Annotated in this window: 17 protein-coding genes; 12 read left to right on the top strand and 5 right to left on the bottom strand. The window is 37.0% G+C overall.

From position 1 onward, the window contains the following. Window positions 1-304: 304 nt before the first annotated feature. The 7 genes from PL8927_RS07030 (at window position 305) to PL8927_RS07000 (ending at window position 7,976) form a co-directional block, all read left to right on the top strand. Entirely contained in the window at window positions 305-1,057 is a 753-nt protein-coding gene (locus PL8927_RS07030; protein ID WP_083619008.1) for a TIGR04255 family protein, read from the top strand. Further along, a complete protein-coding gene (locus PL8927_RS07025; protein ID WP_083619006.1) occupies window positions 1,054-1,788 on the top strand; it encodes a hypothetical protein in 735 nt (244 codons plus the stop codon). Before PL8927_RS07030 ends, PL8927_RS07025 begins: the two co-directional genes overlap by 4 nt. 21 nt (window positions 1,789-1,809) lie before the next feature. After that, the gene (locus PL8927_RS07020) at window positions 1,810-2,340 is read left to right on the top strand and encodes a hypothetical protein (protein WP_083619005.1); all 531 of its coding nucleotides are present in this window, start codon (window positions 1,810-1,812) and stop codon (window positions 2,338-2,340) included. 67 nt (window positions 2,341-2,407) lie between these two features. After that, on the top strand, window positions 2,408-4,543 hold the full coding sequence (locus PL8927_RS07015; RefSeq protein WP_083619003.1) for a SpoIIE family protein phosphatase: 2,136 nt from the start codon (window positions 2,408-2,410) through the stop codon (window positions 4,541-4,543). A gap of 157 nt (window positions 4,544-4,700) precedes the next feature. Further along, window positions 4,701-6,815, top strand: a complete 2,115-nt coding sequence (locus PL8927_RS07010) for a SpoIIE family protein phosphatase (RefSeq protein ID WP_083619001.1) — start codon at window positions 4,701-4,703, stop codon at window positions 6,813-6,815. 174 nt (window positions 6,816-6,989) lie between these two features. Next, window positions 6,990-7,583: a DUF6272 family protein gene (locus PL8927_RS07005; RefSeq protein ID WP_083618999.1), complete on the top strand. Its 594-nt coding sequence runs from the start codon at window positions 6,990-6,992 to the stop codon at window positions 7,581-7,583. 39 nt (window positions 7,584-7,622) lie between these two features. Beyond that, the gene (locus tag PL8927_RS07000) at window positions 7,623-7,976 is read left to right on the top strand and encodes a slr1659 superfamily regulator (RefSeq protein WP_083618997.1); all 354 of its coding nucleotides are present in this window, start codon (window positions 7,623-7,625) and stop codon (window positions 7,974-7,976) included. Window positions 7,977-8,078: 102 nt separating this feature from the next. Here PL8927_RS07000 and PL8927_RS06995 read toward each other — a convergent pair whose 3' ends face one another. Beyond that, window positions 8,079-8,696, bottom strand: coding sequence for a LysE family translocator (locus tag PL8927_RS06995; protein WP_083618995.1), 618 nt, complete (start codon window positions 8,694-8,696; stop codon window positions 8,079-8,081). A gap of 207 nt (window positions 8,697-8,903) precedes the next feature. On the opposite strand from PL8927_RS06995, the gene PL8927_RS06990 reads away from it, so the two are divergent. After that, window positions 8,904-9,641 carry an HAD-IIB family hydrolase gene (locus tag PL8927_RS06990; RefSeq protein WP_083618993.1) on the top strand — a complete coding sequence of 246 codons (738 nt, stop codon included), beginning with the start codon at window positions 8,904-8,906 and terminating at the stop codon, window positions 9,639-9,641. 36 nt (window positions 9,642-9,677) lie between these two features. Next, window positions 9,678-10,628, top strand: a complete 951-nt coding sequence (locus tag PL8927_RS06985; protein ID WP_083619085.1) for an NAD(P)H-dependent glycerol-3-phosphate dehydrogenase — start codon at window positions 9,678-9,680, stop codon at window positions 10,626-10,628. Window positions 10,629-10,657: 29 nt separating this feature from the next. Here the strand turns inward: PL8927_RS06985 and PL8927_RS06980 are convergent, their stop codons facing one another. After that, window positions 10,658-11,935 (bottom strand): response regulator, encoded by a 1,278-nt coding sequence (locus PL8927_RS06980; protein WP_083618990.1) that lies wholly within the window; start codon window positions 11,933-11,935, stop codon window positions 10,658-10,660. Between the two features lie 99 nt (window positions 11,936-12,034). Then, window positions 12,035-15,964: a PAS domain S-box protein gene (locus tag PL8927_RS06975; protein WP_197047340.1), complete on the bottom strand. Its 3,930-nt coding sequence runs from the start codon at window positions 15,962-15,964 to the stop codon at window positions 12,035-12,037. A gap of 894 nt (window positions 15,965-16,858) precedes the next feature. Here PL8927_RS06975 and PL8927_RS06970 point away from each other — a divergent pair. Beyond that, window positions 16,859-17,968, top strand: a complete 1,110-nt coding sequence (locus PL8927_RS06970; RefSeq protein WP_083618986.1) for an EcsC family protein — start codon at window positions 16,859-16,861, stop codon at window positions 17,966-17,968. 137 nt (window positions 17,969-18,105) lie between these two features. Next, on the top strand, window positions 18,106-19,023 hold the full coding sequence (locus PL8927_RS06965) for a fasciclin domain-containing protein (RefSeq protein ID WP_083618984.1): 918 nt from the start codon (window positions 18,106-18,108) through the stop codon (window positions 19,021-19,023). A gap of 127 nt (window positions 19,024-19,150) precedes the next feature. Here PL8927_RS06965 and PL8927_RS06960 read toward each other — a convergent pair whose 3' ends face one another. Further along, a complete protein-coding gene (locus PL8927_RS06960; RefSeq protein WP_083618982.1) occupies window positions 19,151-20,227 on the bottom strand; it encodes a DUF3616 domain-containing protein in 1,077 nt (358 codons plus the stop codon). A gap of 193 nt (window positions 20,228-20,420) precedes the next feature. Here PL8927_RS06960 and PL8927_RS06955 point away from each other — a divergent pair, with 193 nt between their 5' ends. Further along, complete coding sequence (locus PL8927_RS06955) at window positions 20,421-20,699, top strand: GlsB/YeaQ/YmgE family stress response membrane protein (RefSeq protein WP_083618980.1); 279 nt, start codon at window positions 20,421-20,423, stop codon at window positions 20,697-20,699. A 138-nt stretch (window positions 20,700-20,837) separates the two neighbouring features. On the opposite strand, the gene PL8927_RS06950 is transcribed toward PL8927_RS06955, so the two are convergent. Continuing rightward, window positions 20,838-22,157: a hypothetical protein gene (locus PL8927_RS06950; protein WP_083618978.1), complete on the bottom strand. Its 1,320-nt coding sequence runs from the start codon at window positions 22,155-22,157 to the stop codon at window positions 20,838-20,840. Window positions 22,158-22,448: the final 291 nt, after the last annotated feature.

Genomic DNA, 22,448 nt, shown 5'->3' with positions numbered 1-22,448 from the left:
ATTTACAACTGTTTCACTGTTCTAGTATACCCCAGTTTTCCTATAGGGTTATAGAAGATTCTGGGCGACAGGTTTTCATCTTGTAAAAATTGGGGTTTTGCGGTGAGAATCTGTTGATTAGCTAGATATTAAGTGACTATTCCTGTAGTCGTAAGAAAGGGAATAGCCGATCTTGATCAATAGGTTTTGAGGTCATATAATATAATCAAGGGAAGATAGTCTTTACCTAAAATAAACTATTGAGTTAAATTTTAACTTGATTTATATGACAGTTTCGGCATTCAAATTATAAATAGAAATTACAATGACTGTAGTTAAATTTACTAAACCACCACTTATAGAAGTTGCTTTTGCCATTGAGCTTGAGGAAGAACAATTATCCTCAGTTCATGTAGGGCTTTACTGGCAAGAAATTAGAGATAGATTTCCCGATGCAACTGATCAAGAACCCTTTTTAGAAAATAGCAATTTTTCAGGAAAGATGCTTCCCTTGCGACGGACAGTTTTTATTTCTTCTAATAGTACCAAAATCATCCAGATACAGGAAAACTTTTTTTGCTATAACTGGAGGTATAAAAGCGAAGATGAATATCCTCATTTTGAAAAAATATTTGATGATTTTTTGTACGAATGGAATTATTTTAATAACTGGTGGTTAGACACTCAAAAAGAAAATTTAAAACTAGCAAAATATGAACTTACCTATGTCAACTTGATCAATGAAGAATTAGGATGGAAGCATCCCAATGATCATGCTAAAATCTTTACCTTTATTGGTTCTCATGCCAATTCAGTTCTAGGTTCACCGGATCTTCATGATGTTCAGCTAGTTTTTACCTTGCCTAATGATAATGGTGAATTAATAGTCCAGGTAGACCAGCGAATATCAGAGTCGGATGAAGATATCTCAAACATTCTATTTTTTAGGTTAACTACAAAAAGCTTCGATGCCAATAAAGATTATGTTAACTGGTTTAACTTAGCCCATGAATATACAATCCAAACATTTTTAAATTTAACAACTGAAACTATTCAGAAAGAATGGGGACTCCAATGACAACTACAATCATATCAAGACATTTTAATGAGATAGAAACTGGATCTCAAAATCCTAAAAAATTAAAATCATTAAAGGATTCACATTGCTCTTTTAAGTTGAATAGTGATCATCCTTTGAAAAAAAGTAATTTCCGAAACTACCATTCAGAAAAATTTTTGCATCCACAGAAAAGCATATTCAATAAAAATTTGCCTAAAATTTCATCTGAAGATAATCCAAATTTGCTAATTAGAGAATACTTCATTACCCAACCCAGTTTAAGACCTAAATTGCGAAAGTTTACTGCTAAATACATCAACTCTATTGAAACCGTTTTAGAAATTTTAAAATGGAGTAGAAAAAAAGGAGTTCAGGAAGCTTATGATAGTGCCATAGATTTATTATCTGAATGTGGTAGCATCCTGATCAAATTAGCTAATAGTGAGGCAATAGAAAAGTCTAATCAAAATCACGATCATATTGCTATACAAGAAGAATGGGAGGTTTTGATTAAAGGAATTGCTTGCGCTTGTAATATTAGTGCAGAGGAGAGATTTAACACGATTACTAAGTTAATTTTAAAACAAAAAAGTCGCCTGGTTAAAGCATCAATTATAGATGCGCTATTGATTATGCAAGATGAAATTAAGCCTGATGCTATAAAAAAACATTTAGCTTACTTTTTATCTGACAATGAAGCAGATGAGTATATTCGAGATTATGCTCAGGAAGCTTATCAAGAAATTTAATTTGGTTTAATCATCTTAGAAATGCTTCCTAATCTTGAAGAATTTGGTATTAACGCTCCTGTTTATATTCGGAAAATAGACAGTCGTAGTCGCTGGAATCCTGAAGGGTGTAGTAATGATGAAGAACGTGCTCAAAAAATTGCTGACAGTCTTTTTAAAGAAGAAGTGTATAGTCTATGGAGGGTGACTTCAAAATTGGAATTTTACGGAGTAATTGCATCTTTGAGTTCAAGAAGAAATCCCAAACATCAAGATATTGATTTTATTTGGATAATGGAAGAAGAGTTAGAAGAAGTGGGTATACAACCTGAAGCTATACCCGAAGGTGACTGTTTATTGGTTCAAAACTTGCATTTTAATGCTCAAATTGATAATATAAAAGTGCAGCAACTTTGTTTAAATCTGCTTAGAAAGGGAAGACAAGCTCAACGTTGTAAAAAGAAAACTACAAAACTGATTCTGGACTATCAAGCAAGTCAGCAGTGTAAAGCCGCAAATAGTAACTTTTTAAAATGCAGGTGCGAAGACTTACTAGAAATCAGTGTAACATAGAAGAACAGTCCTTTAAAACAAAAATAATTTTCCAGATTAATGTTGCTAATAAATTTAATGCTTTCTTATGATTTTTACTTTAAAAACTCATTCTTGGTTTCAACCTTTACGCAGAATTCGATTAAAAACAGCTTTGGTTGTTCCGTTTGTTCTACAAATTACAGCCGCCGTAGGATTAGTCGGTTATTTTTCCTTTAGGAATGGTCAACAAGCGGTTGAAAATTTAGCTCAACAGTTAATTCAAAGTGTCAGTGTTCAAATTGAAAATCATGTTTTAGAATATTTTAATAAATCCTTTCAGGTTTTGCGATTGACAGAAGATAGCGTCAAAGCTGGAACGTTAGATTTGAATGATTTTGAAGCCTTAAAACGGTATTTTTGGAATGTGGTTTTAGAAGGGGATTTAGAAAGTTATATTTTCTACGGAAACGAACAGGGAGAATTTATTGGGGTTGAACATTTAGAAACGGGTGAAATCCAACTTAAAATTCGCACCCTTGAGACTGAACCCATGCGTGAGATTTACCGTTTAGATGACCAAGGAAACCGGGCTGAATTTTTAAAACAAGCTGAATATGAACCTCGTCAACGTCCTTGGTATCAAGTGGCAAAACAAGCTCAAAAACCCACTTGGAGTTCAATTTATCCCTTCTTTTCGCGTAAAAATACAGATACAGCATTAGGAATATCAGCCGTTTTACCTGTGTTTGAACCGGACAAAAACCTACAAGGGGTTTTATGTGTTAATATCACCTTATTAAGAATTACAGAATTTTTAAAAAATCTCTATATTAGTCCCCATGGACAAAGTTTTATTATTGAACGTTCGGGTGATTTAGTTGTTAGTTCTAAAATTGAAAAACCTTTTAAAATTCACTGGGAATCAGAAGACACGGAAGTTGAACGCTTTCCAGCTAATAAAAGTGAAGATATCACAATTCGCAATACGGCTAAAGCCTTTCTGCAACGGTTTGGTAGTTTTCTGGCGATTCAAAATAGTGAACAAGTCAAATTTCAACAAAATGGCGAATGGTATTACGCTCAAATTTTACCCATTCAAGATAAACAGGGAATCAATTGGTTAGTTGTGGTTGTTGTTCCTGAATCAGATTTTATGACAGAAATTCAACGCAATACTCAACTTACCATTGTCTTCTGTTTAATCGCCTTGGGAGTAGCGACAGGAATGGGACTTTTAACCGCTCGTTGGATTACAAAACCGATTTTTAAACTGAATAAAGCTTTTGATCAAATAGCAGAAGGAGACTTAACCCAAAAAGTGAAAGTAGAGGGAATTCAAGAATTAGAAACCTTAGCCAATTCTTTTAATTGGATGGCGGGACAATTGAAAGAGTCTTTTGATACCTTAGAAGAAAAAGTAAAACAACGCACCGGACAACTGGCTGAAGCAAATCAAGAAATTAGTTCCTTAAATGTGCGACTCCAAACCGAAAATTTACGCATGAGTGCAGAACTCGATATCCTGCGAGAAATGCAGCAATTAATTCTTCCCAAACCCCAGGAATTAGCGGAAATCCCAGACTTAGATATTGTCGGCTATATGAAACCCGCCGATGAAGTCGGGGGGGATTATTATGATATTTTAACCATGAATGGAGTTGTTACGATTGGGATTGGAGATGTTACGGGTCACGGATTAGAAAGTGGAATTTTAATGGTGATGATTCAAGCCGCAGTTCGCACATTACAAGAAGTAGAAGAACATGATCCAGTCAAATTTTTAAATACTTTAAATCGGATGATTTATTATAATGTTCAACGCATGAACTCCGATAAAAACTTAACCTTAGCAATTTTAACTTATTCCCAAGGTTTATTAAGTATTAGTGGGCAACATGAGGAAATTTTGGTAGTTCGTCAAGGCGGAAATGTTGAACGAATTGATACAATTGATTTAGGTTTACCCATAGGCTTAGATGAAGATATTACTGAGTTTATTAACCATACTTTAATCTCATTAAATTATGGTGATGGAGTTGTGTTGTATACCGATGGCATTACCGAAGCCGAAAATAGCCAGAAAAAATTCTATGGAGTGGAAAAATTGTGTAACATTATTAGTCAAAACTGGCATCAGGAAGCAGAATTAATTAAAAACGCTGTGATTGAGGATGTGAACACATTTATGGGTCAACAAAAGCAATATGATGATATTACTTTATTAGTGATAAAAAAGAAATAACACCGGATTGCAACGTTGTCGCGCTTGAGTGTTCTTAATCGGGTGCTTTAGCACAACAACGGATAATTGATGAATTGTTGTTGCGCTTGAGTATTCTTAATCGGGTGCTCAAGCACAACAACGTATTATTGAGGAGTTCTCGAAGCGGGTAAAGCCTATGTCAAATCGATTTCTCCAGCAGTCAGTTAATTCCTTTTTTAGAAAGATTTCTCTCAGAAATCTTTTGATTTTTCCGTTTGTCTTGCAAATTTTTATGGCTGTTGCCTTAGTGGGGTGGCTATCGTTTGAAAATGGACAACAGGCGGTGAATGATTTAGCCCAAAAACTTCAGAATGAGGTCAGCGATCGCATTAGCCAACAGTTAGATCATTATTTAGAAGTGCCAATTCAGGTCAATGAAGTGAATCTGAATCTGATGGAATTAGGACTGCTAAATTCGCAGGATTTAGATAATATTCGGCGTCATTTTTGGAAGCAAATGAAAGTCTATCCCAATCTCAGTTATTTTAACTGGGGTACTGTTGATGGGGTGTTTTTAGGAGTGGGTCGAGAAGATGATGGCACACTGTATTTAGAATTAATGAAAGCAACAGATCAAGGTCGTTATCAACGTTATGCTTTAGATAATCACGGTAATCCGACAACAGTTATTGCCACGGAAGAATATCCTTTTCAACAAGATGAATGGTATAGTAACGCCGTCACAGCCGGTCAACCGATTTGGAGTCAAATTTATCAATGGGATGATCGCCCTGAAGTGATTTCCATTGCCTCTAGTTATCCTGTTTATAATCAACAGAAACAATTAGTAGGAGTCATGGGAATTGATTTAATTTTAACCCAAATTAGTTATTTTCTCAAACAGTTAAAAGTTAGCCCTTCTAGTAAAATTTTTATTTTGGAACGAAATGGGTTGATTGTGGCAAGTTCAAGTGATGAAAAACCCTATTTAGAAGTCAATGGAGAATCCCAACGTCTGAGTGCTTTTCAAAGTCGTGATCCGTTAATTCAAGCCTCAAGTCAATATCTGTTAAAACGGTTTAATGACCTAAGTGAAATTCGCAAAGAACAAGCTTTAAATTTTAAATGGGATGGGGAAAATATTTTTGTCCGGGTGAGTCCTTGGCAAGATCAATACGGCTTAAATTGGTTGATTGTGGTTGCCATTCCCGAATCAGATTTTATGCAAGAAATTAATGCGAATACCCAAAAAACTATTCTGTTATGTTTAGTAGCATTAGCGATCGCAACGGGGATGGGAATTTTAATTGCGCGTTGGATTACTGAGCCTATTCTTAGATTAAATCGGGCTTCTCAAAAAATCACAAGAGGGGATTTGAATCAAACGGTTAAAATTAAACAAATTATTGAACTAACCGAACTAGCTGACTCTTTTAATAAAATGGCGAATCAACTTCAGGATTCCTTTGAGACATTAGAACAAAAAGTCATGGAAAGGACAGCCGAATTAGCGGCGGCTCATGCTCAAATTTTAGCTTTAAATCAACGATTAAAAATTGATAATCGTCGGATGAGCAGTGAATTAGAATTACTCAAAAGAATGCAGCAACTCATCCTACCCAAAGCGGAAGAATTAGCTTTAATTGAAGGGTTAGAAATTGCGGTTTATATGGAACCTGCCTATGAAGTCGGAGGAGATTATTATGATGTTTTATATATGAATGAAGTTGTGACAATCGGAATTGGAGATGTCACAGGTCATGGACTAGAAAGTGGAATTTTAATGGTGATGACCCAGGCTGCTGTTCGAGTTCTCAAGGAAATTCAAGAACGTGATCCGGTTCGATTTTTAAATGTTTTGAACCGGGCTATTTATCGGAATGTTCAACGAATGAATTCGGATAAAAATCTGACCTTAGCGATTTTAAATTATAAAAAGGGTCATCTCAGCATCAGTGGTCAGCATGAGGAAATCTTAATTGTTCGTCAAGGAGGAAAAGTTGAACGAATTAATACAATGGATTTGGGATTACCCATTGGTTTAGATGAAGATATTTCTGAATTTATTAGTCAAACGTTAATTGAGTTAAATATTGGAGATATTATTGTTCTTTATACGGATGGGATTACCGAAGCTAAAAATATTCAAAAAGCCCAATATGGTTTAGAAAGACTGTGTAAAGTTGTGAGTAAAAATTGGCAACATCCGGCTGAGGATATTAAGAAAGCTGTGATTTTAGATGTTAGGACATTTATGGGAGAGCAAAAACAGTTTGATGATATTACCCTATTAATTTTAAAACAACGCTAGGAGGAGTGAGTTCAAAGGGAAGTATAGAGCAAACGGCATCTGTGCTCAATCATTTGATTATTTTGTACTGTTGGGTTAAAATTAGGTAAATTCTGTTTTTATAGGGCAGAATTTGACTAAAATCTAAAGGCTCTTATTTGATAACCCATTTGTTTTTACCCCGATAAAGTTATTATGGTGCAAATTTTTGGAGAGTTTTTACACCAATTCCCTCCCGATCATGATTCCTTAGAATTGACGTTCACTCCCACATCTCGGCCCATTAAACAACGCTGGCGCAATAATCTGTTATCGGCTCATTTTGTAGCTGATTATTTTTCAACATTTTTACCCTTAGATGCCGATAACCCTAGCCGAGAAAAACGGATTAAACAGGGGAAAGGTGGCGTTAGTTATGTCGCGAATGAATTGTTAGAAAATGCCATGAAATTCAATAATGAAAGGGTGAAGTCTAAGATTAGATTTGGCATTCACTTCATCGAAAATCCCCAAACGGTAACGGCTGCTATTTTTGCCACAAATTCAATTACCTCAGAAGGATCTGAAAAGTTTCAATTCTTCATTCAAAAATTATTAACGGAAGATCCGAATGAGTTATATATTCATCAGGTTGAACAGAGTGCAGAAGATGAAAGTAATAATTCTTCGGGTTTAGGCTTACTGACGATGATCAATGATTATCAAGCCAAACTCGGCTGGAAATTTGAATATATATCAGAGCAACCAAAAATTATTTTAGTTACAACAATGGCTCAAGTGACCGTGTAGAATTGAGTTATTTTCACAATTGGTATAGAGGTACAAAAAATGGCAATACAAGAAATTAAAGGTGAAGACCATATCGTTCAATATGATCCTGAATCGGTCACAATTTGTTTCCAAGGTGAACTAAGTTTAGGGGGGCCTGTTGAATATGAACCGATTAAAAGCTTACTAGAAAAAGTCACCGCAACGGAACCCGAAATCATGACGCTGGATTTAAGAAGTTTATCTTTTCTTAATAGCTCTGGAATTAGTTTACTGTCAAAATTTGTCATGGGATTACGAAAAAAAACACATATTAAATTAATCATTTTAGGCTCTAAAGAAGTGGCTTGGCAAGATAAATCTTTACAAAACTTAAAAAAATTCTTACCTGGTTTAGAGTTGAATGTTGAATAATTTTTATGGTTTCTAATTCTAATATTTTTGGATTTTTGGTATTTATTCTGTTAAATTAGTTGTTAAAAGAGGGAACAGGGATAAGAATTGCAAAAATAGAATTTAACCCTTTGTTGTCAGGCTGAATAATGCAGCCAAACCAAATCCCAGGATCAGAATTCCTGAAATACGGTTAATCCATTGTAGGGTATCAGCACTAATTTTATCCCGAAATAAACTGACTCCACTGACTAAGATCAGCCACCAGAATGCTGACCCTAAAAACACCCCTAAAACCAGGATTCCCGCATCCCAATAATTATTCGTACTCCCTAACCCTAATCCTGCAAAAATAGCAACAAAAGATAAAATAGTCATGGGATTAGTAACCGTTAGAAAAAAAGTTGACGCATAGGCACTCACAACTTTTCCTGATGGAGTTGCCGCTGATTCTGCGGGTTTTGCCAAGGCTGTTTTTAAGCCTAAATAACACAAAAATAATCCTCCAATTAACTTTAATCCCATTTGTTGACTCACTAAAAAATTAGAAATTAAAGTTAATCCAAATCCAGCAATAAACCCATATAAAGCATCAGCACTTGCCGCCCCTAATCCCGTAAAAAATCCCACCCAATATCCCTCAGATAAGGAACGGCGAATACATAAAATCCCAATCGGCCCCACAGGAGCCGCAATGGAAAAACCAATGATTAAACCCTTAACTAAAAAACGAATATCCATAATTAATTAATGTACTGAGGTGTTGACGTCGCTGATTCAGATAGCCCAGATAGCCCTAAAGGGCTTACTACAGTAGTGAGTCCTTCAGGACTCTTAGCTTACTACAGTAGTGAGTCCTTCAGGACTCTTAGCCCTAAAGGGCTTACTACGGTCTCCTTGTTTTATCATGATGAAATAGGTAAGCTAAAAGGAACTCCAAACAAAACCATGATTAAGAATAACACTTTAGTTTTAGCAACGGATTTAGACGGGACATTTTTAGGAGGTTCTCCACAGGAACGACAAGAATTTTATGACTATTTGGAGAGCCATCGAGATCGCTTATTACTAATTTTTGTCACGGGTCGAAGTTTAGAATTCACCCTGCGTTTATATGACGACAAAAACTTCAGAATTCCGCGACCGGATTATATCATTGGAGATGTAGGAACAACCGTTTATGAGGGAAAAACCTTAAAACCTGTGGCAGAAGTCCAAAATTGGATTGCCAACATTTGGGGAAATTCTAGCGAATTCGCTCAACAACTCTTAGTCGATGAACCGGGATTAACCTTACAACCTTTATCCCCAGAATATCGTGTTTCCTATTATTATCAACCCGATCAAAACCAGCAAAGAATTATCCAAAAAATTCAAGATGCGGGATTTCAGTGTATTACTTCGGCGGATAAATATTTAGATATTTTACCCAAAGGTGTGGCTAAAGGTTCAACGTTGCTCAAACTAATTGACTTCTTAAATTTGTCTCCCCAACAAGTGATTACATCGGGGGATTCCTTAAACGATTTACCCTTATTTGAAACCGGACTTAATAGTATTGCTGTGGGGAACTCAGAATTAAAATTAGTCGAAAAAATTCAAACCTTAAAGAATGTTTATTACAGTGATTTACCCGGAGTCTCTGGAATTTTGGACGGACTTCAATATTATGGTAAAACCTTCTAAACTTTTATTCCTTTTATGACCCAAGATTTCACCCTCATGTCTCACCCTCCTCTGTCTGATCAACCCTTAACCTTAGCAATTTTAGGTGCAGGAGCTTGGGGTTCAGCCTTAGCTCAATTAGCTTGTTATAATGGTCATACTGTTCGCTTGTGGTCACGGCATTTAGGAAATTCCTTAGAAGAAACTGTTAATTCAGTTGATGTCTTAATCTCTGCCATTTCCATGAGAGGAGTAGCCACAACAGCCCAACAGCTTCAAACCCTAAAATTACCCGATCAAATTCCGATTGTCACAGCAACAAAAGGCTTAGATCCTGATAGCACCCGCACCCCATCTCAACTCTGGGGAACATTGTTTCCTCAACATCCGATTGTGGTCTTATCGGGGCCGAATTTATCCGCCGAAATTCAACAAGGTTTACCCGCCGCTACGGTGGTAGCCAGTGAAAATTTAGAGGCGGCAAAAATAGTACAACGGGTGTTTGCTTCTAATCGATTTCGAGTCTATACCAGTTCTGATCCGATGGGAACAGAATTAGGAGGAACCTTAAAAAATGTGATTGCGATCGCGGCTGGAGTTTGTGATGGATTACACTTAGGAACAAATGCTAAATCGGCCTTACTTACCCGTGCGTTAACCGAAATTATTAGAATTGGAACCCATTTAGGAGGACAAACAGAAACCTTTTTTGGGTTATCGGGTTTAGGAGATATGTTAACCACCTGTAACAGTTCCTTAAGCCGGAATTATCGGGTCGGTTATGGATTAGCAGAAGGTAAAACCTTAGAACAAGTATTAACAGAATTAGGAAGCACCGCCGAAGGAGTTAATACCACCAATGTTTTAATTGAAATTGCCCATCGAGAACGGATTCCTGTGCCGATTTCTGGACAAGTTTATCAACTTTTAAATCAGCAAATTACTCCCCAAAAGGCAGTAGAAGCTTTAATGGAACGGGATTTAAAACCCGAATTTTATGCGGAGTAGGAAATCTGGGGTAGGAATGGAGTCAAATTTCAACATTCAAGGGCAGGAATTTCAATAATAAACTCCGTTCCTTTGCCTAATTCTGAATGAAATCTGAAGGTTCCCCCGTGTTTTTCCACAACAATTTGATAAGCAATACTTAGACCTAATCCCGTTCCTGAACCCACAGGTTTTGTCGTAAAAAAGGGTTCAAAAATTTTACGACCGATCTCTTTAGGAATTCCGATACCATTATCTTGAATCATAATTCTAACCGACGGGTTTAAGCTTTGATGGGGATTAGATGAAATACAGGTTTCAGTTTTAATCCAAATTTTAGGCTCTAGCAGAGGAGATTTTTTTTGGTGTTCGGCGATCGCATCAATGGCATTATTTAACAAACTTATAAACACTTGATTTAAGTGGCTAGGATAACAAATAATCGGCGAAATTTCCCCATACAATTTAATCACTTGAATCGGATGATCTGGATTTTGATTAATCCGACTTTGCAACATTAATAATGTATTATCAATTCCTTGATGAATATCGGCTAATTTTTTCTCCGATTCATCCAAGCGAGAAAAATTCTTTAAAGATTGAATAATATTACTAATTCGTTCTGTTCCCTGCTGCATTGATTTGAGAACTTGAGGCAGATCCTGAATAATATACTCAACCTCAAGCTCTTGCAATTTAGCCTGAATTTCGGGTTGAGACTGAGGATAAATATGTTGATATAAATGCACCACCTCTAACAAATTTTGAGTATATTCTAAAACATAATCAATATTCCCGCGAATAAACGTTACTGGATTATTAATTTCATGAGCAATTCCCGCTACAAACTGCACTAAAGTTAACATTTTTTCATGTTGAACTAATTGAACTTGAGCCTGTTTTAAATTAGATAAGGCGTGAATTAGTTGTTGATTGGTTTGTAAAATCTGTTGATTCAAATTATGAATTCTTAATCCCGACCGAACTCTCGCTAAAATTTCCTCAATTTCAATCGGTTTAGAAATAAAATCATCGGCTCCCGAATCTAACCCTTTAATTCGATCCGTACTCTGTTCTTTCGCGGTCAATAAAATAAAAAAAGCCGAAGCTAGATGGGGATCAGCTTTAATGGTTTTGCACACTTCTAAACCATCAACTTTGGGCATCATCCAATCACAAATCACCAAATTAGGATGGTGTTTCTGTGCCAAACTCAGGGCGATTTCTCCATCCTCAGCCGTATACACTTCATGTCCTTGCTCTTCCAGGGCGTGTTGCAGAATTAATTGTGTAGTAATATCATCATCTGCGACCAAAATCTGTGCCATAAATTAGAAGTAAAAATGGGATAGAGGGTTTCAATCGATTCAGGTTAGGAAGAAAGGCAAACCTCAATCTTTTTAAAGGCAATCTTGGATTTTCAACCGTTAGGAAGTTGGAGATAAATCGGTATTAATAAAGGCGATCGCCTCAGTTAATTGTTCTTCCATAACATCAACTAATTCCTGACAACCTTCTAGAGTTTGTTGACGGGCTTTTTCTTCTAAATGGAAAGCAAAACCTGGAAAATGTCGCATTCCCACATTACCACTCGAACCTTTTAAACGATGGGCGCAAGTCACCAACGTCTCATAATCTTCTGTTTGGATCGCTTCTCGAATCCTGATTAAATCCGTTTGGGCATTGTCAACAAATAGTTTTAAAAGTTTCCGTTGAAACTCAATTTTACCGCGTGAAATTGTCTGTAATCGTTTTAAATCAAAAGGCATTAGATTTTGACCCTGACTGGTATTTTCCTCTGCACTTAACTGTTGATCCTCAGAGGATGAAATCAAATCAACAGCAGATTGAGGAGATTGGGATTTCGCCCCCTCCGTCAATCCCCTTTGTTGAGTTGTCCAATGGCGCAATACGGCTTCTAATTCCTCCTGTTCAACGGGTTTGCTAATATAGTCATCCATGCCCACCGCTAAACACTTCTGGCGATCAACGGGTAAGGCATGGGCCGTTAAAGCAATCACAATCCTATGGGAGTTGGGTGTTTCACGTTCCCGACGCCGGAGTTCTTGAGTTGTGGCATACCCATCTAAAATTGGCATTTGGCAATCCATAAATACGACATCATAATCAGTCGATTCTAAGCGTTTTAAAGCCTGTTCGCCATTTTCTGCAATATCCGCTTCACAACCTAACAAACTTAACTGATTCAAAATCACTTGTTGGTTAATCGGATGATCTTCAACTAATAAAATTTTGAGGTTAAATTGGGGGGTTGTGGATAAAGATGAATTTTCGGGTAAAGATAGAGATCGATCTTTCTCTAATAGACTAGAAATTTCAGTGGCGATCGCTGTTAATAAAGCATCAAATAATCGAGACGCTCGTAACGGTTTAATCACATAGCTAGAGAAACCATTTTCTAATAATTCTTCCGCCTGAGTGAGTTGATTCATGGAAGTCATTAAAATTAACTTAGTCGCCAACAATCGGGGGTCATTTTTAATCACTTCTACAAACCGTTCACCCCGACTCAGGAGTAACTGTTGATCAAACACCGCAAAATCATAGGGTTGGCGACATCGAGCCGCAGACCGTAACCGCACCAAGGCTTGATCAGGATGGGCGGCTTCATCCGGCTGCATTCCCCAGGAACGCGCAAAGGAACGCACCGACTGGCGCACCGTGGCACTAGAATCTACAACTAACAGTTTTAAATGGGAAAGCGTTTTAGGTAAATCCGATTTTTGGGGAAGGTTAGGAAGTTCAAATTGGGCGGTAAACCAGAAGGTTGAACCTTGTCCCCATTGACTTTCAACTCCGATTTCACCCCCCATTAATTGCACCAATTGTTTACAAATAACTAACCCTAAACCGGTGCCGCCAAATTGTCGGGTTGTTGAAGCATCGAGTTGAGAAAACGCCTCAAATATTTTAGCCTGACCCTCTTGGGGAATTCCAATTCCGGTGTCTTTAACGCTAAAGTAGAGTTTAATAGTTGAACCTGAACTAGAGATTTTTTTGACCTGTAAAACAACTTCTCCATCTACTGTAAATTTGATCGAATTTCCGATTAAATTCAGAAGAATTTGTCTTAATCGACTGGGATCGCCGCGTAAATGTCGGCAGACATCCGGTTCAATTAAAACGGCTAACTCTAGTGCTTTTTCTTCGGCTTGAGTGGCTAATAAATCTAAAATAGTTTCTATACATTCATCTAAATTAAAGTCTAATTTCTCTAAAACCATTTCCTTCGCTTCTAATTTAGAAAAATCTAAAATATCATTAATAATCGTTAACAGATGATTCGCACTGGTACGAATTGCCCGCACAAAATCCAATTGTTTTGGGGTAAGATCGGTTTTAAGTAATAATCCTGCCATTCCCAGTACCCCGTTCATTGGGGTGCGAATTTCATGGCTCATATTGGCAATAAATTGAGATTTGAGGCGAACACTTTCAAGGGCGGATTCTCTGCCTTTTACTAACTCATCAATGGGATAAGTGGCAATAATAATCCCGCCTATTTCTGTTGGATCAATATGCCAAGGATGAATCGCCCAACGTATATAACCTTGGGTACCATCGGGATAGTCCATATTATCTTCTGCACAAGATAAAACTTCTCCAGCTAAAGCTTGATGATAAATATTTAGCCAATATTCTCTTAAGTTGGGAAAGATATCGAGATGGCTTAACCCAATTAAAGATTCTTCGGATAAATGATAATCTTCTAACCATTTTTGGCTATGGGCAATATACCTAAATTCTTGATCTAACATGGCAACCGCAAAGGGCGCATCGGTAATAATTTGCTGCATTTGTTTTCGTTCTCGAAGTAACGTATTTGCATATAAACGTTTGTGGGTAACATCTCGTTGCACGGAAACAAAATGAGTAATTTGTCCCTCTTGATTGGTCACGGGAGAAATACTCATTTCCACCCAATATTTTGACCCATCTTTTTGATAATTAATTAGTTCAACTTGGACGGGATTAAATTTGCTTAAACTGACTTTAATTTGAGCCAATTGATCTTGATCGGTTTCTGGCCCTTGTAAATAGCATAGACTCTGACCCATGATTTCATCGGCACTATATCCGGTTAAACGGGTAAAGGCTTGATTTACATAAATAATTTTAGGCTCTGGAACACTCAAGGGGTCAGCTTCTGTGATTACAATGGCATCATTTGCCCGACTCACAGCAGACTCAAATAATCTGAGTTTTTCTTCAATCCGTTTGCGGTCGGTAATATCAGTAGAAATGCTGCATAATCCATCGGGAATTCCTTCGCTTCCTACTAACGGAAATTTAATCGATAAAAAGGTACGATATTGATGGAGACAGATAATTTTTTCTTCTAATTTAATCGCTCTATTTTCGGCTAAAACTTGTTCTTCAATCGCATTTAACTGTTGTGCCGCTTCTGGGGTAAACAGATCAAAGTTAGTTTGACCTAAAACTTGACCACTACAACAGTTAAACACCGTTTCAAATTTGCGGTTAACGAGGGTAAAATTTCCTTGATTATCTTTGGCATAAATCACCGTTGGGGTATTTTCTAAAATAGATTGTAACTGTATTTGGCTTTGACGGAGGGCGATTTCTACTTGAGAACATTCCCGGACTGCTAATTCTAATTGCTCAATAGTATTTTGTAACTCAGCCGTGCGTTCTTGGACTCGTTTTTCCAGTTTTAATTTTGCCTGTTCTAAGGCGATTTGTGTTTGTTTTTGTTCTGTAATATCATACATGGCAACAACAGCCCCTAATTTTTCCCCCAGGAGATTAAAAAATGCCTGTCCATTGGCTAAAATAATTCGAGGTTGTCTATTTTCAGGATGAATTATCATTTCTACATTCTGAACAGTTTCTCCTTGTAAGGCTCGAAATAAAGGAATTTCATCCAAGGGCATTAAGGTTTGTCCATCGGGTCGATATAAACTATAGTATTCTGCCCAATTTTCTGTATTGATATCCGCTTCTGAGAGTCCATGAAATTCTCGACTGGCTTGGTTAAAAAAGATCAGTTTGCCTGAGCGATCACAAACTACAATTCCTTCACATAATTGATCGACTAAAGCGCTGAGAAAATCTTTTTCTTGTTGTAATTTGTCTTTGGCTTGTTGACGTTCTAAAAGCCGATCTTTTAATTGTTGATTAATATCTTGTAATTCCAGAAAATCGGGGATTTTTAAGGCAATGGGAACAATTTTAAACAACAACAATAAACCATAGGTCGATATTCCTAAGATAAAGGCTTTTATCCCCAATAAAAATAGAATTAAATGCTCGCTGATTCCTTGATTTTCAATTAAATTTACCCCTGGGTTTAAGATCAGGAATGTACTCCACAAAAAAAATGATCCTCGAAAGGGTAAATTTTTTCGATTTCTGATTAAATATACAACAGCAACAGCAAAAACTACTTGTGATATATTGCTTAGATTATCGGCTAATTTTAACAAATATATTAGCTCCGAATAACTCAACTGAAAAGTATCCATAAGTCAATTTTAAAAGGGTTTTTTTATTAAAATTATTGGGCTTAAAAACTAGAAGGTAATGAAAATTTAATCAAAAAATCAATAAGCTTACAGGTCTAGCTTCCGTAACCTTGCAGGGGATCATATCTGTTTACAATCAAAAAATATATTGATGAATAAAGCATCTATCCTAAGAATGAATTTAATCAGGTCAAACTCATCACCCTCCTAAATTTTTTCTTCCCTATTCTCTGGCAAAATCCACTTAATTTATATTGTTTGATCACCATGATCTGAAATCCTTAAATATTTGCTACTGATCATTAATCGGGATGCGGTGGCTAATAACTTTATTCTATTCCGGGTTTCCCGTTAACCTGCTCCCCGTTAACCTGCTCCCGGCTCAACTGATCCTGACCACCCGCCCGATATCCGTGTGTTTAAAGCCAAGTTTGACGGAAACAGTACATTTTGGGCCTTGCTGTTGACCAAATGCTACGGACTATTTGCTCTTTGAAGATTTTTCTGGTAATCTCTATCTATAGATAGAGGCACGATGAGAGGACAGTACCCTATATTGGTAAGCGTACTGGGTGCAATCCTTTATTCCCTCTGGTTAGTCTGGTGGAAACGGAGAGTCAAATCAATCGATTTATCGGTTGTGACTCTCTATTATTTTTTGGGGGGTATTTTTGATTATACAATACCCATAGAGGTCAATAATCAATTCAATTTTCACCGTTAATAGGCTCAATAGGCTCAACAATGGGAAACGATCATCAGGCGCAAGAACAACACCACAAGTTAGAAACAGAAGCAAACCCAGCCCAAAAAACTAACCCGTCAACAGCAAATTCAACGGAACAATGGTTAGTCGAACTGGTTGCTGTGATCACAGAATTATTTGAAAAAACGACTCTACAAACCCAACAATACTTAGTGAATGCAACAGCAACTACAGGCACAATTGTAGATGCGATCGCTAAAAATCCGATTGTAAAAACGCTCAACAAAAGTTTAGGAAAAGGGGGGTTAGAAATTCTCCTCGGTGGCGTTAATATTGAACAGGCACAACAAACCGTCCGAGAACTTCAACAACAGTATCCTCAAGAAAAACCTAACCAAATTGCTCACCGTTTAATGGTGCAAAAATCCATCCAAGCTGCCGGAATTGGGTTGGCTACAAATTTTTTGCCTCCCCTGGCGGTGGCTTTATTTGCAGTGGATTTAGTCGCCACAACTCGACTACAAGCTGAAATGACCTATGAAATTGCGGCAGCTTATGGTTTAGACCTCAATGATCCCATTCGTCGAGGGGAAGTTTTAGCTATTTTTGGCTTATCCTTTGGCAGTTCTATCGCCTTGCAAATGAGTTTAGAATGGGTAGAAATTATTCCCGGTTTAGGGCCTGTAATTGGTGCTTCTTCTAATGCGATTTTGCTCTATGGTTTAGGTTATATAGCCTGTCGATTTTATCAGACCAAACTTCATCCCTCTACAACGGCTCCCGTTACTGCTGAGATGTTTCAACAAAAAAGTCAGGAGTATTGGCAATTTGCCCAGGAACAGCAACAGGTGATGGATCAAATTTTAGCCCAAATGATTTTAGCTTCTGATCCGGAAAAATCCGGGTCTGATTTGATTCCTGAATTAGAACAATCTCATCTAAGTTCTGAGGCGGTAAAAGCGATCGCCACCTATTTAGAAACACCTATTCCTTTAGAGAATTTATTAGAAAAACTCCATCCTGATTTTGCTGCTCCTGTATTCGCTCAATGTCAGCGAATTGCTCAAATTAAGGGTGAAATTACCCCCGCAGCGCAGGTAATTCTGGATGCGATCGCCCCTAAAATTAATCGGGATAAAAACCCCTAAGATTATTCTTCCTAAAACGGCTCTATATTTAACATCAAAAAGCATATTTCAAGAGTAATATGTCCTGCGTTGGATGACAGTTTTAACTTCCGTTTATACAGTAAGGAGAGTAACAAATTTTGACGGAGTTTAAGATCATGTCATTTAATCGCTTTTATACCCATACTATAGCAATCTTAGGTGTTGCCAGCTTAGGCTTTTTAGCACAGGTTCCTGCTAAAGCCCAGATGCAATCTCCAGACTCAGGAATGCAAAATAGTCCGCAAATGCAGCAGAATATGGGTTCATCCCAGAATATTCTTTCTGTCGCTAATTCTAACGGTCAATATAACACTTTTGTTCAAGCCGTTAGATCAGCCGGATTAGAAAATATCTTGACCGGAGACGGTTCTTATACTGTTTTTGCACCGACGGATACAGCCTTTGCAGAACTCCCCACAGGCACCTTAGAAATGTTGATGCAGCCTGAAAATAAAGAGATGTTAAAACAGGTTTTATCCTATCATGTGATTCAGGGTCAAATTCCTTCTAATCAAATAGCTGATGGCAATATTGATAGTTTGACGGGTGGAATTGCAGTTCGGGTAACTACTGATCGGATTATTGTTAATAATGCCAGTGTTGTTCAACCGGATATGGAAGCAACAAATGGTGTTATTCATGGCATTAATCGGGTTTTATTACCGAACAATGTTCAGAATAATTTAAGCCAAAATTCTCAAAATTCTGAAGGAATTAGTCAATTTGATAATAGTCAACCCTCGAATCCACAAAACTTAGATTCTCCTTCGGATCGGATGAATACTAATACTAATCCGATGAATAATCCTTATCCTGTAAATCGGACAAATCAACAACAGCTTGATGTTGATTCTCAATCTGAACGAATTAATCCCCAACAACAACCCCGGAATAATTCTACAACTACCAGTCCGATGAATTCTAATCCCTCTTCTAATCCGATGAATCAAGGGGACTCTAACAACAATTCCCAACCCCCTTTAATTCAACCCAAGTCCCCCACAGATTCACAGCCCGGTTTCCCCAACCAATAAATTAATCATTGAAGATAGATTGATTCTCTTCAATGCTCTCTAAAATTGCTCACAGAAAATAAAGAATTAACCCAGTTTAAAACATAAAAACTGGGTTTTTTCCTGTCTGTTCTCTGCTATAAAAATTTTAGGGAGACAAGCGGAAAATATCGCTAAACACTTCCTGTTGAGATAAAATTCGGTTAGGATTTGGTGAATCATAAACGACTAATAAACCCGGTTGTCCTAAACTATTAAATAGTTCTAATCCTTCGGCGTGATCACTATCGAGACAAAACGGAAGATCGAATAACATCTCTAACCGATCAGAATTAAAATAAGAGAGAGTATTACTCGATTGAGTTAAAGCATTTTTCCAGCGATAGACTTTCATAATTCCATCTAAATCCATCGTTGGCCCTGCTAAAATAATTAAATCTTCCCCTTGTAAACATAACTCTCGAATTCCTAACCCCTTTAATTCAAAAAAATGTTTGCGATATTGTTTGCCATTTTCTCCAATTTTTTTCAGGGTTAAAACTCCCGGTTCTTTCTCTTCAACTTCTAATTCTAAAATAATAGCAAATCCGCGTAAAACAGGCCCCCGGAATCCTAAGAAAATTTTATTTTCATGCACCGCCAACCCTTCAATATCTAACCCATTTTCCTTAGAAGCCAGAGGTGTTGATATAAATACACCTAAATGTTCATCTGTTTTTAACGCCTCCATCAGTTGATTTCCCCCTTCAGAGGTTTGAAGCACAGCGGCTCTGAACTCTTGATTTCCTGATTCAGGAGTAGAAAAAGACTGAAATAATTGTCCATTTTTAACCGGAATTCGAGCTAAAAGATAACGATTCTGTTCCGCCTTTATTTCTGTTAAACGCTGTATATCCGAACTCACCTCTTTTCCCTTGGGTTTTTTACGTTTCAAACTATGGGAACCAACTAACCAAAGATAATGATCATAATAATCCAAACCTTCAATATCAATTTCTTCTTCTTGATTCTTTAAAGGAATAAAATTACCTAAGTCAAAATGTTGATGCTGACCAAAAACATAAGGTTCAATGGGAGAAAGTCGCTCAATACCTGTACCTTCATCAGACCCTAACCATAAACTTCCATCAGGGGTTAATGCGATCGCAGATAAATTTGTTAATAGCACATCATCGGGAGCATCAAAGCGTAAAAGAAGACGACTGAGTAAAAAACTTTGTGACATCGATTTATCCTTGAAATAAGCTGATTATCTTTAGTTTACTCAATCGGGTGAATTATTGCGAGAGTTTAGCTTGCGTCTGAAGAAAGATAGAAGTTATTCCTTTGGCTAGATGAGTTGTTTAAAAGACAATTGTTAAGATTAAAGTGTTAAATCAAAGTCTTAATAAACAGGGCTTACTTACAGGAGGAAAATCATGGGTATTCTTGCTTGGATACTTTTAGGATTAATTGCAGGTGCTATTGCTAAAGCCATTTATCCCGGCAATCAAGGCGGTGGTATTTTTGCTACCATTGGTTTAGGAATTTTAGGCGCTTTACTGGGTGGTTATTTAGGTCAACTTTTCTTTGGGAGTAGTGGAGCCGCCGCCGCTTCAGCAGGATCTTTAACTATTCCGGGTGTTTTCTTTGCTGTGTTAGGTGCAATCCTCTTAATTTTCCTGTGGGGATTAATTACTCGCAGAAGTGTTGCTTAGTGGAATAGGTATGCTTCCTAGTGTGGTATGTCATTAGTATTCTCAAAGTTAACAGGATCAAAGTTCAAAAGAGTAGGATTATCCTACTCTATTTTTTTAGGAGGGAACAGGGAACAGAAATAAAAATACTTGACCGATTTATTGAAAACCTTTAGTTTTTTTAGAGGCGGTTTTACTTTTAGGTTTAGATTTCTGAATTTGAGCTAAGGCATCCTTAAATAAATCATCTAAATGGTGGGGAACACTGGCAATTTCAGGTAAATCGGGTTCAGAGGGTTTATTAAATTCTAATAAAATTTTATCTAAATCCCGTTCTAAGGAAAAATCCGGTTGATTTAAAACTTGTTTTAATACTTCTTCTAACCCTAGAGGCACTTCCTGTTTTAACTGTTGCCAAACATAATAATTAAATTGGGGATCTTTTAAATATTTTCGTACCCCAGTTTCTAACTTAGAATAAGTTTCTGGAGTAGGAATCTTTAAAAGCTCAATGAAAGCTGCATAGTTGGGTAAAAATATTTGTCCCCAACGGGGATGGGAAAACACCGTTACTTCTTCCGCCTTTTTTATCTCATCGGGTAATTCAACTTTAGGCGTTACCATTAACGTTTTAGAATCCAAAATTTTATTAACTTCTTGTTCAGTTGCACCGGATTCTAAGGCTCCCCTTTTCATCTCTTCAGCGTCGCTTCCGGCTTCCTCTGTCAATTCGCGTAGAGATTTAGATTGATCAATTCCGGCGGCTACTAACCGTTTTTGATTAAAGTTTTCATAGAGTTCAATCAGTTGTTTATTGAGTTGATAACCGGATAAGCTGATTCGATCTTGTCCAAAAAAATTAACAAACTCCTGATGATATTCAGCCACAGAATTCCAAGATTCTTCTAATAATTCGGGTGCATCACTATATAAAAATTCTTTGTAAGTCTTCTTAAACTCACCAATAGCAACAGCTAATTTAGGTTTACCCAATTTTCCCTTAAGAATTCCCGACCCTAAAAACATCCACTGATTTTCAGTAAAGGGTGCAATTCGAGCTAATATAATTTCACCCGGTTTTAAACGACTGAGTTCAGAATCACCTCCGGCTTCATCCCAAATAACAGAATAAGCTTTTGCTGTTAACCAATTCATCAACTTAAATTGTTCGGGAAAACAATCTAATACTTCAAATAAGCCCAAAAAACTTTGATGCCAACGACTTAATAATACTCGATCTTCTGATGTTAAATCGGGAGTTTCTGCTAAAAAAATTTCTAAGGGGGTTTGCTCACCCACTTTACCATGCAGAATAAACGTATCAATCATCAAATTTTGATCTCTAATATCATGACGTTCTCGACTGGAGTGTTGAGCCGCATAAGTTTCTAAAGCAACGGCTAATTCTCCTTCCTGAGCATAGACAAAATCAACGATTTCTGCTTTCAATTTTTGAGCGTGTTTTAAGGAAAGATTCATATCAAATTCAGGGGGATAGGAAGAATAAGGGTGTGGGGTGTGGGGCTTCCGAAAGCAGAGGAGGAAATCGGGGAATTAATTATTAATCACTAACTCCTGATTTCTGACTCCTTTCCGCCATCCGATCTCAACAGTTTAATGGTCAGATCATGATTCTCATCTTAAATCAAAAGAATGGGATTGAGATTAAAATCAGAGTGATATTTCTATTAAATTCATATATTTGATTAAACTCTTTCTTAAGATAGAGGAAATTTTTATTTTTTTTAGTAGAATTACGATTTTCTAGGG

Origin of the sequence: Planktothrix serta PCC 8927 (genome assembly GCF_900010725.2) — a bacterium.
Taxonomy (GTDB): domain Bacteria; phylum Cyanobacteriota; class Cyanobacteriia; order Cyanobacteriales; family Microcoleaceae; genus Planktothrix; species Planktothrix serta.
The sequence above is the reverse complement of the archived record's forward strand: the minus strand, read 5'-3'. Positions and strand labels throughout refer to the sequence as shown.

What these genes read in the sequence shown, in the direction of transcription:
- PL8927_RS07030 (WP_083619008.1), top strand. Translation starts at nt 305, where the DNA reads ATGACTGTAGTTAAATTTACTAAACCACCACTTATAGAAGTTGCTTTT.
- PL8927_RS07025 (WP_083619006.1), top strand. Translation starts at nt 1,054, where the DNA reads ATGACAACTACAATCATATCAAGACATTTTAATGAGATAGAAACTGGA.
- PL8927_RS07020 (WP_083619005.1), top strand. Translation starts at nt 1,810, where the DNA reads ATGCTTCCTAATCTTGAAGAATTTGGTATTAACGCTCCTGTTTATATT.
- PL8927_RS07015 (WP_083619003.1), top strand. Translation starts at nt 2,408, where the DNA reads ATGATTTTTACTTTAAAAACTCATTCTTGGTTTCAACCTTTACGCAGA.
- PL8927_RS07010 (WP_083619001.1), top strand. Translation starts at nt 4,701, where the DNA reads ATGTCAAATCGATTTCTCCAGCAGTCAGTTAATTCCTTTTTTAGAAAG.
- PL8927_RS07005 (WP_083618999.1), top strand. Translation starts at nt 6,990, where the DNA reads ATGGTGCAAATTTTTGGAGAGTTTTTACACCAATTCCCTCCCGATCAT.
- PL8927_RS07000 (WP_083618997.1), top strand. Translation starts at nt 7,623, where the DNA reads ATGGCAATACAAGAAATTAAAGGTGAAGACCATATCGTTCAATATGAT.
- PL8927_RS06995 (WP_083618995.1), bottom strand. Translation starts at nt 8,696, where the DNA reads ATGGATATTCGTTTTTTAGTTAAGGGTTTAATCATTGGTTTTTCCATT.
- PL8927_RS06990 (WP_083618993.1), top strand. Translation starts at nt 8,904, where the DNA reads ATGATTAAGAATAACACTTTAGTTTTAGCAACGGATTTAGACGGGACA.
- PL8927_RS06985 (WP_083619085.1), top strand. Translation starts at nt 9,678, where the DNA reads ATGTCTCACCCTCCTCTGTCTGATCAACCCTTAACCTTAGCAATTTTA.
- PL8927_RS06980 (WP_083618990.1), bottom strand. Translation starts at nt 11,935, where the DNA reads ATGGCACAGATTTTGGTCGCAGATGATGATATTACTACACAATTAATT.
- PL8927_RS06970 (WP_083618986.1), top strand. Translation starts at nt 16,859, where the DNA reads ATGGGAAACGATCATCAGGCGCAAGAACAACACCACAAGTTAGAAACA.
- PL8927_RS06965 (WP_083618984.1), top strand. Translation starts at nt 18,106, where the DNA reads ATGTCATTTAATCGCTTTTATACCCATACTATAGCAATCTTAGGTGTT.
- PL8927_RS06960 (WP_083618982.1), bottom strand. Translation starts at nt 20,227, where the DNA reads ATGTCACAAAGTTTTTTACTCAGTCGTCTTCTTTTACGCTTTGATGCT.
- PL8927_RS06955 (WP_083618980.1), top strand. Translation starts at nt 20,421, where the DNA reads ATGGGTATTCTTGCTTGGATACTTTTAGGATTAATTGCAGGTGCTATT.
- PL8927_RS06950 (WP_083618978.1), bottom strand. Translation starts at nt 22,157, where the DNA reads ATGAATCTTTCCTTAAAACACGCTCAAAAATTGAAAGCAGAAATCGTT.